The organism is Marvinbryantia formatexigens DSM 14469 (assembly GCF_025148285.1).
GTDB classification, from domain to species: Bacteria; Bacillota; Clostridia; order Lachnospirales; family Lachnospiraceae; genus Marvinbryantia; species Marvinbryantia formatexigens.
This window is the reverse complement of record NZ_CP102268.1, coordinates 3050453-3065800: the sequence shown is the minus strand read 5'-3', so window position 1 is coordinate 3065800 and position 15348 is coordinate 3050453. Positions and strand designations below refer to the sequence as shown.

At 41.0% G+C, this 15348-nt stretch carries 13 protein-coding genes; 9 read left to right on the top strand and 4 right to left on the bottom strand.

Annotation, left to right across the window (positions count from 1 at the left end):
- The first annotated feature begins 449 nt into the window (after positions 1–449).
- The 4 genes from NQ534_RS14380 (at position 450) to NQ534_RS14365 (ending at position 3774) form a co-directional block, all read left to right on the top strand.
- A complete protein-coding gene (locus NQ534_RS14380) occupies positions 450–1019 on the top strand; it encodes a helix-turn-helix domain-containing protein (protein ID WP_040784847.1) in 570 nt (189 codons plus the stop codon).
- Positions 1020–1283: 264 nt separating this feature from the next.
- The gene (cptIN, locus tag NQ534_RS14375; protein WP_006863766.1) at positions 1284–1769 is read left to right on the top strand and encodes a type III toxin-antitoxin system CptIN family toxin; all 486 of its coding nucleotides are present in this window, start codon (positions 1284–1286) and stop codon (positions 1767–1769) included.
- Between the two features lie 315 nt (positions 1770–2084).
- The gene (locus tag NQ534_RS14370; RefSeq protein WP_040784845.1) at positions 2085–3242 is read left to right on the top strand and encodes a MarR family transcriptional regulator; all 1158 of its coding nucleotides are present in this window, start codon (positions 2085–2087) and stop codon (positions 3240–3242) included.
- A 1-nt stretch (position 3243) separates the two neighbouring features.
- A complete protein-coding gene (locus NQ534_RS14365) occupies positions 3244–3774 on the top strand; it encodes a hypothetical protein (RefSeq protein ID WP_006863763.1) in 531 nt (176 codons plus the stop codon).
- Positions 3775–4014: 240 nt separating this feature from the next.
- On the opposite strand, the gene NQ534_RS14360 is transcribed toward NQ534_RS14365, so the two are convergent.
- Positions 4015–5739, bottom strand: a complete 1725-nt coding sequence (locus tag NQ534_RS14360) for a hypothetical protein (protein WP_006863762.1) — start codon at positions 5737–5739, stop codon at positions 4015–4017.
- 45 nt (positions 5740–5784) lie between these two features.
- Entirely contained in the window at positions 5785–6867 is a 1083-nt protein-coding gene (locus NQ534_RS14355) for a P-loop NTPase fold protein (protein WP_006863761.1), read from the bottom strand.
- A gap of 396 nt (positions 6868–7263) precedes the next feature.
- Here NQ534_RS14355 and NQ534_RS14350 point away from each other — a divergent pair, with 396 nt between their 5' ends.
- From NQ534_RS14350 to NQ534_RS14330, 5 genes are all read left to right on the top strand, one after another.
- Positions 7264–7800, top strand: coding sequence for a DUF5697 family protein (locus NQ534_RS14350; protein ID WP_006863760.1), 537 nt, complete (start codon positions 7264–7266; stop codon positions 7798–7800).
- The gene (locus NQ534_RS14345) at positions 7797–8468 is read left to right on the top strand and encodes a DUF6100 family protein (RefSeq protein WP_081455628.1); all 672 of its coding nucleotides are present in this window, start codon (positions 7797–7799) and stop codon (positions 8466–8468) included. The genes NQ534_RS14350 and NQ534_RS14345 overlap by 4 nt, the downstream gene beginning before the upstream one ends.
- A 139-nt stretch (positions 8469–8607) precedes the next feature.
- Positions 8608–9714 (top strand): hypothetical protein, encoded by a 1107-nt coding sequence (locus NQ534_RS14340; protein ID WP_074680157.1) that lies wholly within the window; start codon positions 8608–8610, stop codon positions 9712–9714.
- Positions 9704–11653: a VirD4-like conjugal transfer protein, CD1115 family gene (locus NQ534_RS14335; protein ID WP_074680159.1), complete on the top strand. Its 1950-nt coding sequence runs from the start codon at positions 9704–9706 to the stop codon at positions 11651–11653. Before NQ534_RS14340 ends, NQ534_RS14335 begins: the two co-directional genes overlap by 11 nt.
- An 18-nt stretch (positions 11654–11671) precedes the next feature.
- Positions 11672–12604 (top strand): hypothetical protein, encoded by a 933-nt coding sequence (locus NQ534_RS14330; protein ID WP_006863755.1) that lies wholly within the window; start codon positions 11672–11674, stop codon positions 12602–12604.
- A gap of 980 nt (positions 12605–13584) precedes the next feature.
- On the opposite strand, the gene NQ534_RS14325 is transcribed toward NQ534_RS14330, so the two are convergent.
- Together NQ534_RS14325 and ku are read right to left on the bottom strand one after the other, a co-directional pair.
- On the bottom strand, positions 13585–14514 hold the full coding sequence (locus tag NQ534_RS14325) for an ATP-dependent DNA ligase (protein ID WP_006863754.1): 930 nt from the start codon (positions 14512–14514) through the stop codon (positions 13585–13587).
- A complete protein-coding gene (gene ku / locus NQ534_RS14320) occupies positions 14514–15284 on the bottom strand; it encodes a non-homologous end joining protein Ku (protein WP_242655402.1) in 771 nt (256 codons plus the stop codon). Before ku ends, NQ534_RS14325 begins: the two co-directional genes overlap by 1 nt.
- Positions 15285–15348 lie beyond the last annotated feature (64 nt).

The following is a 15348-nucleotide window of genomic DNA, read 5'->3' as shown; positions in this document are numbered from 1 at the left end:
AGCATTTTTGATAAGTTTTTGTTGCCGTATTATTTTAGTTATGTTACAATGTAGGGGATAAGAGAAGATTCGCAATGTTATCCAAGAGCAGGAGGGCAGAATTTGATATACTATATAAACGCATACACAACACTAATCAGTGCGGCTCTGGGCATTTGCTTTTCAATAGCGGCTGTCATAAAAGAAAAGGAAAACAGCCGGACAAACGCTCTGTATATGTTCGCCAGAAGTCTTGCATTAACGTGTGCCGCTGTCATTCCTGTATGTAGAAATACACCTACCATTTTATTTGTTGTCACAGCGGCAATGCTAATAGTACAGCTAGTTGACTGTATTATCGGTATCATTATAAAAAGTAAAATGCGCACAGTTGGTCCGTTTATTATGTCGGCCTGCCACGCTGTATGTTTGTTGCTATCCATATAATTTTTCAGAAAGGACACAGGATTATGATGCTGGGAGAACGAATTAAGAGAATCCGCACATTTCGAGGATTGACACAACGGGAATTAGGCTTGAAACTTGGATATGAAGAACGGAACGCTGATGTTCGCGTAGCACAATATGAATCCGGTTATCGTGTTCCCAAAAAAGATACTCTCATGGAAATTGCCAGGATTTTGAATGTCAACTATATCAATTTTATTACCGAAGTCCCCGGCTGCGCTGAGGACATTATGCAGACTTTTTTCTGGCTTGACGAGGACAACTGCAATACCTTTCATCTGTTCCAGCTTGTCCGCAATCCCGACAAGTGCAACGCTTCTGATGATAAGTCTGTTCGCTATAATGATAGTGACGAATGGCCTGCTCATGCCCCTGTCGGTATGTGGATTGATTATGGTCTTGTCAATGAATTTCTAAGGGAATGGTGTCTGCGAAAAGAGCAGTTAAAGAATGGTGAAATCTCGGAGGACGAATACTTTGAGTGGAAAATCAACTGGCCTGCTTCCAGCAGTAGCGTTGATGAAAAAGGACATGACAAGAAAAATAACAGCTACCCGTGGAGAAAAATATAATTTCGACTTTTTCAAATCTATAGTTCATAAATATATCCATATTTTTCTTATCTTTTGTGCACTTTGCCTATGGATTTTTCTATTGTAAATGAATATAATAAAGTTAAGGAATCGGAAGATTTCTTTTCTCGCGACTTAGCAGCGATTAATAAAAGGTTAAGGTTTAAATATTTTCCGCAACTTATCAGCGGCTAATAAAAGGGTAAGATTTAAATGAAAGTATCCCACTTTAGTAGTGGGATATTTTCATGTCAAAGGAGAACAATGGAAAAAGGATACTTTTACTTTATTTCGGATGAATACTATAATAAATTTAGTAACGAAAAATTAATGACAAACAAGGAAATTGTCAATGGCGAAGCACATAATCGCCCGTGTTATTATTCATTTCAAGACGATGATAAAAAGCAAATATTTTGGATGATACCGGTTTCATCACAAACTGATAAGTTTTTAGATGAATATAACAAAAGTATAGAAAAATATGGTATGTGCGATACTATAAGTTTTGGTTATTTAAAAGGTGAATTTAATGCTTTTCTTTTGCAGAATATGTGCCCAATAACTAGTAAATATATATTAAACCAGTATTTTTATGCAGATTCTCAAAATCCTGTACATATACCTAATGATTTAAAAAGAGAGTTAAATGCTAAGGCAAGAAAAATATTACGCTTAGCTAAAAAAGGAAAAAAATTAACTTTTACTAATATCCTTAAAATGCGTCAAGAATTAATTTCTGATCTTTAATGAATGTTTTTTATAATTCTGGTATCAAAAAGGTATCACGCCACACACTAAGAGCCGGAAAGTCCGCTGTTTATGCGGCTTCCCGGCTCTCTGTTTACTATTCAAACTCCAGACTGACGGTAAGGAATATAAATGAATATCACTGAATTTAAGCCTATTTCCGGCAATTTAATAGAGTTTGAAAAAAGATGAAAGAATTTTAAAAATGCAATCAAAATGCAATGAGTACATCTGGCTATGCCGCTAAGCTCAATCGCATCTGGAATTACTTCAATACCTTCTTTAATAAAATTCAAAGAATGTGAGGACACTAATATGGAATATCAATTAGAAATAAAACAAATTGTGGATTTCCCACGATGCAGAATTTACAGAGACTTTGTTCGATCATTAATCGCCAACAAGAGCATCCGCACAAACGGAGGCTCTTTTCTTTTTTATTACATTGTTCTCTGTTCATATGCAAATTACCGTTCATCCTATCGGCGCATGGAGCACATCACTTACCAGATTGGTCCCGGTGAATGGATCTGTACGCTTGCTGACCTTCAGGCATGGTTCCGCTGCCGCTTCCAGCATCAGGCACTTTCTATCCTAAATCATCTGAAAGACCAGAATTGCATTACCTTTACCCTGCTTGAAAAGAACAAAGTAGTAAAATTCAAGATCACAGACTGGCCGAAAGATAATACTGTTCTGGAATATAACTGCCCATGCAAAAAGGATGAAGGACTTTTCTTCTTTCCCATTGCCAGAGTCCACGAGTTCATCAGTATGGGAAAATGTTCTGAAATGGACATCCTTCTGGATTTGTGGATTCATGCTGTCTACAATGATCCCTCCGTACAAGGCTCCTACTCTGCCCCCGTTGTGTATTATCGAAACAATTCCGGCAACCCATTAACCAGTTTTCAAACGCTTGGAGACCGTTGGAACCATTCCAAGGCAACCATATCCCGTATCCTAAAAAAATTTGAAGAACAAAACCTTATCACTCTGGTATCGTTCAAAGGCAGGCATGGAAGTATGATCTATCTGAACTACTACCTGTCTGTCATGTTCGATATCAGTGACGTGATGATTGACAAGGAGGAAATCGCCATGAAGATGCAGTTACCAATTCATATTCCCGAAAACGAAGCGGAATCCTGCGTATCAGAAACGGTCACAGACGAACAAATCACTGTTTCAGAAAATGAATCCTGCGTTCCAGAATCGCATATGAAATTTATCATCCGAAAAGTCGCAGAATTGCTGAAAACACAAGGGATTCCATGTTGCGAATGCCCTCAGACCCAGTATATATTATCTCCTTTATCAGCCTGCAAAGATATAGTTAATCTATATACTCTAAGTATTATCTGCCCCTACGGGAACACTGCCTACCGGTTTGAACTGAGCATTACCCCGGAGGATCCGTCTGCCCAAATGGCACCAGAAGCAAGCCAGCCGGCACTGGAAGGAGGTGTGTAAAATGGGTACAAAGAAAAATCAAGGCTTTCCAACACCGGAAGAGGATCCTCGCTTTCATGATACCTACAAATTCCTGCAACGATATCGGGATGCTACATACAGCCTGAAGGTGGTTGTCCGGCAGATGGAAACCCAGTTTCGGATGGAATATGGGACCAGTGTAGATGATTTTCTGGATTCCATTTATGCCGCAGGGGTGGAACTGTCGGGGACAGATATTGCTGAACGCGCAAAAAGCGTGGAGCGCAGCAACAAAATGCTGAAGCTGCTGGATTCCTCTGTAGATCTTCTCCGCAACAATCACAAGCATGGCGAACAATACTACTGGATTTTGTACTATGCATTCCTGTCTCCACAGGAATTGAAAAATACGGATGAAATTCTTGAGAAGTTGGAGCCTCACATCAGCAATATTTCCTACCGGACCTATTACCGGAAACGGCGTGACGCTATTGAAGCACTCAGTACCATCCTCTGGGGATTCACGGCTAAAGATACGATCCGTATCTTGAATGAATTTTTTCCGGAATAATACAAATTTCATAAATAAAGACACTCATAATTAACAAAAAATGTTGAGAAGAGTGTCTTATATTTATGGAAAAACTTGTAATTTATAGGTATTTTCATTTCTCAACATAATGGTTAAGATCATCTCCATGTACAAATGCTTAATCGCAGATTGCGAGAATTTAGGTTCCAGGCTTACCGTTAATCATATATCATTGCGGTCTTTGTATAATTGAATATATAAAGCTCTAGTATTCGTTTCTCACAGCCCCATATTTCTCCGTAATCTGAATAATCGAATTTTACAATATTTCCATCTATCTCCAATTGCTTGAGAAATGATTTGATTTTTTTCAAGCTGCTCATATGCATTACTTAATGCAATAATCACTCTCCTTTTGTCTTTTCCAAAATAGTTTGGAACTTCTTTATCTAGTTTTTCTACATTACATAATAGCTGGATAAAAGCTTCTCCTGTATTTACATCTTCTTGGTAAGCCAAAGCATAACTCTCCAATTCATTCAAACTATTTATTAGATTATCCGCATTTTCCAGAGCAGTCTGTTTAAATTCACCATTCATACCATCATAATACCTTTCGAACTCTGGTTTTTCTTTTTGTCCAAACCAAATATCCAATATTTCCAACATAGCTATAATTTTCTTTAAAAAATATGTGATTTCTTCCTCTGCATATCGAAACTCTATCTTACTAATCTTTTCTTCCACCTTATGAAAATAATTTATTAAAGTTTCTAATTCAGTATCAGATATCGTAAATTTTGAAAGTGGATATGATTCATTTATCCTCAAAATCGTATCATATAATCGTGATATCGTATCCAAATTATCAGTAAAATAATCCGCAAGCTCCGCATTATATAGAGTACCCAAAAGATTACATATAGTACTACTATTGCTAAAAATAAGGCCTGTCTGCAAAACATTAGTATAATGTTCTACCATATTCCATTCTTTCTGAGTAAAGACTCCATTCATTCTGCTTTCATCAACAATTGCCTTAATTCTTTTCATGGTGTCGCTTAATCCTTGTATCAATATATTGTAATTTCTGGATATAGTGGACATTATATTTATGATAGCTTCTGATTTATACCTTAGGTCTTTAAAAGTATGATTCTCTAAATAACTAAGTATTTTCTGCATTCTTTCATAATGGAAGTTGATTCCCAAACATGCATTCACATATAAAGATAAATTCTTTTCCTGCAGATTATTCGTATCAAGTTCTTCCATTAGTTTTTGATGTTCTGTTTTATCCGTGCTAATGTCTAGTGCATATAACCTATATACTACCATCTCCACGACCTGCTCTTTTGTACCTTCATGTATAAACCAAGAACAAAATCCACTGATAATAAATTCCACAATAAAACTACTTTTTCTATCTCTTTTGAAAAAGTGGAGATTGCCTGCCTTTATTAATTCATCATATTCTTCATAAAGAAATGCTTTTAAAAAAGCAACCTCAAATATAGTTTCAACCCAATTTTCCCGGGAATACTCGTTATTACCAGCGTTTTCACTTTGAAACCATACCAGATCAGCTACCGTAAGCATCTTTTTAATATTATCTAAATATCTTTTGACTTTTCTTGGATTTCCCATCCTACTGTGTAAACGCATCTCCGCATCCATCAAATAGGTCAAATTTTCTTGGTTGATTTTCTTATCCTCATCTGATACCTTTTCTTTGTTAAAACTCTCTCTTATCTTCTCTATTTTATCTCGAATGGCAGATAAAAATTTTGAACCATTGTTTTTTATATCCTTTTGAGCTGCTTTTCCTCTTTCTCTTATATAGTCACTTTTTCCTATCCAAAAGGATTCTGTGAAATAACATTCCTCATATTTATCAACAATTTCTTCAAACTCCGGCTCACACAATTCAAACTGATGATTCACATATTTTTCAAGAAACTCCTTACTCATACATTCGCTTGTAAGTTTACCATAATCAATCATAAATAGCGTGATGCTATTATGTAATCCTACGCTTTCACGAATTACCTAAAAAAGCACTGCTCTCATTTCATCATTTATAATACGATCCATATCATCCACAATAAAATAAATATGTTTTCCGGTTAAACCATAAAATTTATCCAGTGCTTTATTCATTGCAGCTTTGTTTTCCCAAAAGCTACTTTTTTCTTCGATTTGAAACGTGTCAATAATCTTAGCCATGCCGCCATACCCAGCATTGTCTACAAATTCTCCGATTTTTTTAAAATATTTATTAATGACTCCATTCTTACCTACATAAACATTATTTCTTCTGTATATTTCCTGTATTTGTGATGTAATGTCTTTAAGTACAGCTTTAATATCATATTCTATACTGCATTCTACATTTACAAATTCAGCTTCGCTAAGCTTTTCTTTTAAAGCATTTACAAAACTTGTTTTTCCACTTCCCCACTTTCCAGAAATGGCAACCGCATAAGGTTCTCCACAAAACTTATCCAATTCCTTGCACAAACTGTCTAATTGTCGTTTACGAGATTCAAACAAATCTCTCTCTTGGCTAACTGGACAATCTTTCATTAAAGTATTAGTATTTATTTTATATTTGAACCTCGTTCTGATGCATGTTGTCATAAAAACATTAGCCATTTTTAATGTAATGCAAACTATTCCTGCTGCCAATAATTCTACCACTTCAAGTCGTCCCATTATCGCTAACAATAAAACCGCACATTCCATAATCCCAATACATATTATATTAGTCCTATTAATTACTTCTCCACAATTTTTATAATATCTAATAAATTCCACTATTTGTATACCTAGTGTTATTAGAACAGCACCTGTAAATAATAATATCGGCATAAGGTTTATAGCAAATTCGAATTCCATTCCCGCTGCGTTCAATCCAGTTCCTAAAAATACTATAATTACAAAATGTCCAAAACTCTTGCCACAAATTTCTTTGCAATCTATTTTTCCTACTGCACGTATAACTTTTCTCCCCATATATACAGATGCAACCGTTGAAAATAATATAACTAATAATAAAATACAATTACGATGGTTAAAATACCAACTAAAAAGTTTCTGATTTTCTAAAAATTCTATCACATCTTTATTCATTTTTTCTCCTGCTTATCCTTATAATAACATAAATATCTAAGATTTATTTTCTCACATCATACAACATACTTCAATTCCAAATTTATATATTTTTGTGTCTGTCGTTCTATTTATCCTCATATTTAGACAATATTATTCTGGCACGGGATTGGCACACTTCTGCGATTGAACCGCAAATTTACCCATGCTACAATAGGTATTGCTTATAGTTTTCTTTTTATCCAGCACCCACAGAGGTGCTTTTTTGCTGCCCAAATGCAGCGGAATCCATAACCAACGCTGACAGCAGGCTGTACGTACATTCATACGCACAGTGTACGTATGACATTATACGGATGCTGTACGTACAGACATACTTATAGCTTCATCTACAACCAAAATAGAAGGGAGACATCTATGAAAACACGCGACCAGATATACAACAGGGAAGGGGAAAGGCTCCTGCGGCTCATCACAACGTACCATGCGCTGCGCTTTGACCAGGTGCTGCAGCTCTTTCCCAAAAACGAAGATTCCATAAAATCGCTCATTACCAGCCTGATAAAGCAGGGACGGATTTACCATGACAAAGAATCCGGCCTTTTGTGTGACAGTCCACAATCCGCAGATTCCCCCGATTACGGTACGATTGCCGCATTCTGGGTATTGCTGGATTTCAAAAAGGCGATCATCTACCATACCTGCGGGGAATTTCCCATAAAACTGAATTTCTTTGCCAATGATGAAATGTATGAGGTTGCCTACGTCAGTACCGGGCAGGAAGCGCTGGTAAATCATGTTTTTGAAAACATGAAAGAGGAAGACACGCGGCGCCTCCTCATATTGGAATCGGAAAGCCAGTCAGACAAACTTACGGTTGACGGCGTACTTGCCTATTGTCTGGTTTCTCCTGATGGCACTGTCAGCTATTACCAGAAGAAAGGGGTGTCCTGATTTTCAATACAAAAATCATCTTCCAAAGGCTTCAAAATATAGAAGCTGAGATCAGTAAGCTGAATAACGTCCTGTTTGCCCTAAAGGCCACAGATATCCAGAAATATGGCACCAATTACGAATCGTTAAGTACAGATGCGGCCCTGCGGGCAGAACGGATCGCATGCCAGCTTCGGAATCTTGTTTTCATAACAGAACAATCCGGCAAAGACGATTACCTGAAGCTCGCAGCGGATGCCCAAGGAATTACCATCTCATCAGAAGATGGAATCCTGTCCATTACACTGCCCGGCCTGCTCCCCAAGCGGAGGATCCGGACAAATACGGCATTCCTCCATGAGCCTCTGAACTTTGTCCTGCAGGAATATTTAAAGAACCATAACCTGTCCCTGTACCAGGATTGCGTGGTCTGCTTCAGCCAGGTATATGACAAGTCCCTGTCCCGTCAACGGATACGGGATTATGACAATCTGGAATTCAAACAGATCCTCGATACGATTGCCGCTTATGTCCTTCTGGACGATACCGGATTATTCTGCGACTCCTACCATACGACAGAGCTTGGGGAACGGGATTACACTGTTGTATATATTATGGAAAAATCTGCGTTTCCCGTCTGGGTAAAAAGCCGCCGGGAGCGCCTGGAAACCATATCGGAAATTTTATGATTTTTCTCATTCCTTTTCCGACATGGGTAAAAATCTTTTCAGGGAACCTTATTTCCCTGTTTTTTTATGCCTTAAAACAAGCCCGTTTTACCCAAGTATAGGCTTGCTTAGGTAATTTTTGAACAGAGGTGATACCTATTTGATAAAGCCCGGCTCACAAAAATTCCGTTTTCTGGAATTAATCGGGATCTGCGGGGAATTTCCTGCCAGCCAGACAGGACGGCTCTTTTCCAGCCCCTCCTATGCGGAAAAAGTGATTACGGAATTAAAAGCCGAAAAGCTGATCCGCACACACTATAAAGACAGGCTCCGGGGATACCGCCTTACCAGAAAAGCCAAGGACATGCTACTCTCCTGCCATCCGGAACGGTTTCAATATTTTCTCACAGGAAATACGGAAACTAACATGATCCGCAGCGAACCGTTCCGTCGGGTCCGCCTGCATCAGAAAGCCCAGACCTACCTGACACTTTCCCATGCCGGCATCCCATTTTATCCGGATGAAAAGCCGGACATATTTTCCCGTACAGATAACCCCGATTCCGTAAACCAGCGAAGCCTTCCGCTCTTTTATTCCTCCAGGGAAATAAAGGAATTGGGTGAGATTACTACAAAGATCAAAAACTCCCGGAGTATGGGAATCCTGCTGGCTCCCCAGTGTGTGTTTGCACTCTACAACACAGGAAACGGCATCCTCAAATGGGAATATAAAACAGAAGTGCGGCTGAATGCGTTCCTGCAGTATTACCTGCAGGATCATCCTTATCCTGGTCGCCCCCAGATACGGGCAGTCATGCTTGGTGACAATATGGAAACCGCCTTCAAGCTGATGACCAGCACCGGTGGCTACCGGAGATCTCTTTTTATGCTGGATACTTCCTTTGAGCATTTTCATTTCCTTCCAAATAATCCGGAGGGAGAAGCCCTGCTCCGGCTACTGACGGATCCGAAGCGGATGGCACAGTTAGACCGCCTTCTGCTCTCCGACCAGGGCAGTCCCAGAAGTGAGTTTCCTGTAGAACATGATGCCGTATTAGCGGACGGCACACCCACCCTGCTTGCCTATGATTTTGACATGCAACGAATCAACCGGTTCAATACCGGCCTGAATGTCTATGGTATTTGTGGAAATCTGATCTGCTTTGACTTCCAGCTTCCCGTATTGAAGGAGTATTTATCTGCGAACATTCAATTTTCCTGTATTGACCTGCAAAAATTTAAAAGGGGGTTTTTCCATGAACCGTAAGTGGTGGAAGCTGGTTTTCCTGCTTCCCATCTGTCTGTGCCTCTTATATGTGGGCGGCTATGCGGCACAGTTTATCCGTAATTACCAAACCTGGAGTTCTGCCGGGAATTTTGCCGGAAACGGTACTTACCCACCAGCACCGTCCATACACCCAAAGGCATGCTTTCTGGCACTCACTGTTTTTCCCTACAATCTGTATGGGACTGTAATCTGCGTCCTCCTCTTCGCCCTGCTTATCTTCCTGCTGATGCGGATGGGCTATGACCGGAACGGAGAGGTTTTCGACAAGGAACGCAACCTAAATTACTCCTCCAAAGGCACCTCCGGCTTTATGACGCCGGACGAAATGTATAAGGTTCTGGAACTGACGGATCATGTAAAAAAAAACAAAGGCACGATCCTGGGAAAGCTGAATGGGAAAGCGGTCTGCCTCCCATATAAAACCCGCATGAACCGCAACATTGCCGTATATGGTGCCAGCGGCTCCATGAAATCCAGGGCGTTTGCCAGAAATATGATTTTCCAGTGCGTTGCCCGCGGAGAGAGCCTGATCATTACCGACCCCAAATCGGAACTGTATGAGAGCATGGCGGTCTATCTGGAAAAAGAGGGTTACACTGTCCAGATGTTTAACCTTGTTAATCCGGAAAACTCCGACAGTTGGAACTGCCTGATGGAGATCGAAGGGCAGGAAACAATGGCACAGGTCTTTTCGGATGTCATCATCCAAAATACCGGCTCTGCAAAAGGGGATCATTTCTGGGATAACGCAGAACTGAATCTTTTAAAAGCTTTGGTGCTCTATGTCGAACAGGGCTTTCCGCCGGAAGCGAAAAATATCGGGCAGGTCTACAAGCTGCTGACCCTCAGTTCTGAGAAGGAACTGAACAGCCTCTTTGACCTGCTGCCTGTAAGCCATCCTGCCAAAGTCCCCTACTGTATTTATAAGCAGGCCAGTGATACCGTCCGCTCCGGCGTCATCATAGGGCTGGGTGCAAGGCTCCAGGTATTCCAAAACAGGCTGATACGCCAGATCACATCCTATGACGAAATTGACCTGACGCTTCCGGGAAAGCAGAAATGCGCCTATTTCTGCATTACTTCAGACCAGGACAGTACCTTTGATTTTCTGTCTTCCCTCTTCATGACGTTTGTATTTATCAAACTGGTCCGCTATGCCGACAGGGAGGGTGAAAACGGACGGCTGCCTGTTCCGGTACATATCCTGGCAGATGAACTGGCTAACACAGGAGCCATTCTGGAACTGAACAAAAAAATCAGCGTCATCCGTTCCCGGAATATCAGTATTTCCTGCATCTTCCAGAATCTGCCGCAAATGCAGAACCGATACCCGCTGAATCAATGGCAGGAAATTATCGGCAACTGCGATACGCAGCTATTCCTTGGGTGTACCGATGAAGTCACTGCAGAATTCATTTCTTCCCGGAGCGGTGATGTTACCGTAGGGGTAAGCTCGGAAGCAAAGCAGCTCAACACCTGGCGGGTATCCGACTACACGCCGGAATACCGAAAAACCCAGTCCATCGGAAAACGGAAGTTGCTGACACCGGATGAAATCCTGCGCCTTCCATTGGATACAGCCCTCATTATCCTCAGAGGTCAGAAAGTCCTTAAAGTCGAAAAATATGATTACACCCTGCATCCGGACTCAAAAAAGCTGGTTGCCAGGAAAGCGGCGGCACACATCCCCAAATGGCGGGAAAATGGCAGCACAGAAGAATACGATTATCTTCCCAAACCGCCGAAGCAGCGCCGCCAGCGGACAGCCGCTCCTGTTCGGAAGCCGAAAGATCCGCAGCCTGTACTTACGGAACCTGTTTATCCGGAATCTATGGGTAATACCGAGGATTCCTATGAAAATAGCTGGGAAGATTCATCCACGATGATTCCATTAGATAAAAATTCAATCATGTCTTAATGCGAAAGGAGTACATATATGCCAAACGAACAAATGAAAATCACAAATGCGCCAATATTAACCCTGGATTCTGATATCGAGATAGAAACCGCCCAATTAAAGGCAGAACTGACCTGGCACGAGATTCAGAATGCCTACCGCACCCGTAAAATCCTGACCGGTATGCTTGGTGGAATTGAAAAAACAGAAACCGGCAGCCTGATTACCATTGTATATTACAAGGATTTCCGGATCGTCATTCCTGTAACAGAAATGATGATCAATCTGGTACAGGACGCAGACCATGATTATGGCGAAATTTCCCTGCGGCAGAACAAAGTCCTTAATAATATGCTTGGATGCGAAATTGACTTTATTGTAAAAGGATTAGACTCTAAGACACGCAGCATTGTTGCCAGCCGAAAAGACGCGATGTTGAAGAAACGCCAGATTTTTTATCTGGATAAAGATGCTTCCGATATGCCCAAAATCTACGAAGACCGTGTTGTACAGGCCAGAGTCATTGCTGTTGCTGAAAAAGTTGTCCGGGCTGAAATTTTTGGTGTGGAAACATCCATCCTTGCCCGTGGCCTGTCGTTCGATTGGATGGGAGATGCCAGGGAGCGCTTCCATGTAGGCGAACATATCCTGGTACGCATCCTGGATGTCCAGGCAGAGGATCCCGATCACATCTCCGTTAAAGCGGATGTAAAGAGCGTTGAAGGCAATACCAGTAAGGAAAACATGAAAAAATGCAAAGTCCAGGGCAAATATGCCGGAACCGTCGAAGATATCCACAAAGGCACTGTTTTCGTCCGGCTCTCCATCGGCGTCAACGCTATCGCCCATTCCTGCTATGACAACCGGACGGTCGGCAAAAAGGATAATGTTTCCTTTGTCGTTACCCATATAGATGAGGAACGGAATGTGGCGGTGGGAATCATTACCAGAATTATTAAGCAAAACATTTGATTATATTTCCGGTCAGTGAAGAGGGACTATATCCAGTCCCTCTTGCATCAAATCCCTACTGAAGAAAAATACACGAAAAGACAAAAGCCAAAAACTCTAATAATAGACTTGACATCCACACGGGACAACTTCCAGTAAATGTCATTAGAATTTTTTCACGATTGGATAGCACAAATGACCATATTCTTTTTAGCACGCCAAATGAATCTTTTTTACAATTTCTTTTGGATTTTTCCAAGGATGAGTTAAAAGAAACGGAATAATCAGACATACCCTCGGTATGCTTGTGACAAAATGACAGAGTTGCAGAAAAAGTTTTTTTCTCCATAAATACGCCTCCAGCTATATGAGTTTAGCGACGCATCTCCACTTGATACGCCGGTTACTAATACGACAACTATATTATAAATTAAATCTCATGTTTAAGCAATAGTTTTATTTTTGCAGATTAAGGACATTCTAAATTGAACTTTGCAAAGCTAAATATGGCGTTCAACCTAAAATATTTTTCACAGCTTCTCCTCTCTGCACAAAAGCTATTTGACATTCCCCACTCTTTTTGCTAGAATAAGAATAGAAAAAGGCACTACCGATAAGCGGTTAGTCCAAAGTCATTTAGTTACGAAAAGTAACCGCAATCCTTGGTCGGGGGCGGTTACTTTTTTGTTTGATTTATGTATGCAATCAGAATCGTTACCACGATACTAAGTATCATCAGCACGATGGAGAGCAGTTCAAAATCACTCATAAAGCTTGCCCTCCTTTCCCAGATTTCCCATGTAGGGATTTCTATGTAATCAGAGGGTCCAGTTCTACGCTGCCGCTTCGGTCGTTGCTAAACGAGTGCCACTGGCACTCAGCAACCTCTGCTGAAGGACTAACCGCCTACCGTTTTTCTAGTAGTGCCCGAAAATATTTTACCAAAATCTCCATATCTTGACAAGTCAAAAGCAGTATCTCACATAAATGTGCCACCTACCTTATTTTTTCTCTATTTGCACCTCCTCTGGAAAAACATCATCCCGAAATCCTTTGAAAACTGGCTGTCTTAGAGAATTTAAGGTATTCGGCATATATTCCACCACACAGACATGATCTGGCACCACCCATATAGCCTCTTCATTTCCTACCGGAAGCATCCGAAAGGGATTCCTCATGGAAACTTCCAGAGAAGAAATCTCTTCTCTCGTCACACCAGATGTAACATGTCCCTTATACACAAGCATATCCCCATGATACTTTGCAATAATCAGACTGAAAATACGCTGTCCTTTGGGAATATATCCAGTTACGACAAATTCCTCATCTGCCATCCGCTTAAATTTCACCCATTCTTTCGTCCTTTTTCCCATCAAATAGATGCTGTCCTTTTTCTTCGCCACTACCCCTTCCAGTTTCTGCGCATCCGCCGCCTGGTACAGTGCTTTTCCCTGTGCCTCTATGAATCTTGCAGCTGCGATTCTGGGGCTCTCCGTAATAATCCGCTGAAGCTTCTCTTTTCGGTCCATCAGCGGATTCCAGATCAGTTCCTGCCCCTTCAGGTAAAGACAGTCAAAAGCCACAAAAGCTGCCGGATACCTTGCCATTTCAAGATCTATCTTAAAAGGATCTGTAAGCAGCGTGCGCTTCTGCAGTCTGAAAAAATCCGGGACTCCGTTTACCAGAACTACAACTTCTCCATCCAGGATACACGTTCCCTTTACATTCCGGTAAATGTTCTTTAGTTCCGGAAATTTGCCCAGCATTTGCATATTTCTTTTGTTGCGAAGATCTACAATGCCATCCCGTATATAGGCAAGGCATCGAAAACCATCCATTTTCAGTTCATAAATATAATCCGGATCATCAAAAGCCTCCATCTGCCGGGCAATCAGCATCGGGCTTGCGCTCCGGCTGTCAAATAAATCCATCACGCTGTCCCCGTCAGCCGCTTCTGACTGCCTTTATCTGGATGCCCGGAAAGCTCCAGGCTTTTCTGTAAAGCTTCCATCAAATCAATGACATTGGACGGACCGCTGGTATCCACTGCGACAATCTCCTGCCCCTGTATTTTCTTCATGATCGCTTCCCGCAGCCGTGCCTGATATTCGTCCCGGAAATCTTCAGCCACAAATGGCTTCGTCATGTTCTCTATCAGCATTTTAGCCATATTCAATTCATTTTCATCCAATTTCATTTTGGGAACTGTCCGGGGTATGGCAGCAATCTCATCATGATAGAAAAGTGTTTTTACAATAATGCCTTCCTTCGTGGGGTATAGCACCAGAAGTTTTTCATTGGTTCCCATCACAGTTTTGGCAATGGCTACCTTCTTCTGTGCCAGCAGAGCCTGCCGCAGAAGTTCATATGCCTTTTCTGCCCCTGTATCCGGAACTGCATAATAATCCTTTTCGTAGTAGATCATATTGACCTCTGACATTTTCGCGAACTGCAAAATATGAATTGTTTTATCTTTTTTTGTTTTGATCCGCTCAAGCTCCTCGTCCGTCATCACAACATAGCGGTCTTTCTCATACTCATATCCTTTGATGATATCGGCGCTGGAAACTTCCTTCCCACAATGGGAACAATACTTCTTATATTTGATCCGGGCCTTACTTTCCTTTTCAAGCTGGTTAAAATGAATGTCATTATCCACTGTCGCCTTGTACATTCCTATGGGAATTAGTACCAGCCCCATAGAAATACTTCCTTTATGTGCAACTGCCATTTTTGTCACCTCAACGATTATTTCTCTTAGTATC

Coding starts and splice junctions, on each gene's coding strand:
- NQ534_RS14380 (WP_040784847.1), top strand. CDS start 450: ATGATGCTGGGAGAACGAATTAAGAGAATCCGCACATTTCGAGGATTG.
- cptIN (WP_006863766.1), top strand. CDS start 1,284: ATGGAAAAAGGATACTTTTACTTTATTTCGGATGAATACTATAATAAA.
- NQ534_RS14370 (WP_040784845.1), top strand. CDS start 2,085: ATGGAATATCAATTAGAAATAAAACAAATTGTGGATTTCCCACGATGC.
- NQ534_RS14365 (WP_006863763.1), top strand. CDS start 3,244: ATGGGTACAAAGAAAAATCAAGGCTTTCCAACACCGGAAGAGGATCCT.
- NQ534_RS14360 (WP_006863762.1), bottom strand. CDS start 5,739: ATGATTGATTATGGTAAACTTACAAGCGAATGTATGAGTAAGGAGTTT.
- NQ534_RS14355 (WP_006863761.1), bottom strand. CDS start 6,867: ATGAATAAAGATGTGATAGAATTTTTAGAAAATCAGAAACTTTTTAGT.
- NQ534_RS14350 (WP_006863760.1), top strand. CDS start 7,264: ATGAAAACACGCGACCAGATATACAACAGGGAAGGGGAAAGGCTCCTG.
- NQ534_RS14335 (WP_074680159.1), top strand. CDS start 9,704: ATGAACCGTAAGTGGTGGAAGCTGGTTTTCCTGCTTCCCATCTGTCTG.
- NQ534_RS14330 (WP_006863755.1), top strand. CDS start 11,672: ATGCCAAACGAACAAATGAAAATCACAAATGCGCCAATATTAACCCTG.
- NQ534_RS14325 (WP_006863754.1), bottom strand. CDS start 14,514: ATGGATTTATTTGACAGCCGGAGCGCAAGCCCGATGCTGATTGCCCGG.
- ku (WP_242655402.1), bottom strand. CDS start 15,284: ATGGGGCTGGTACTAATTCCCATAGGAATGTACAAGGCGACAGTGGAT.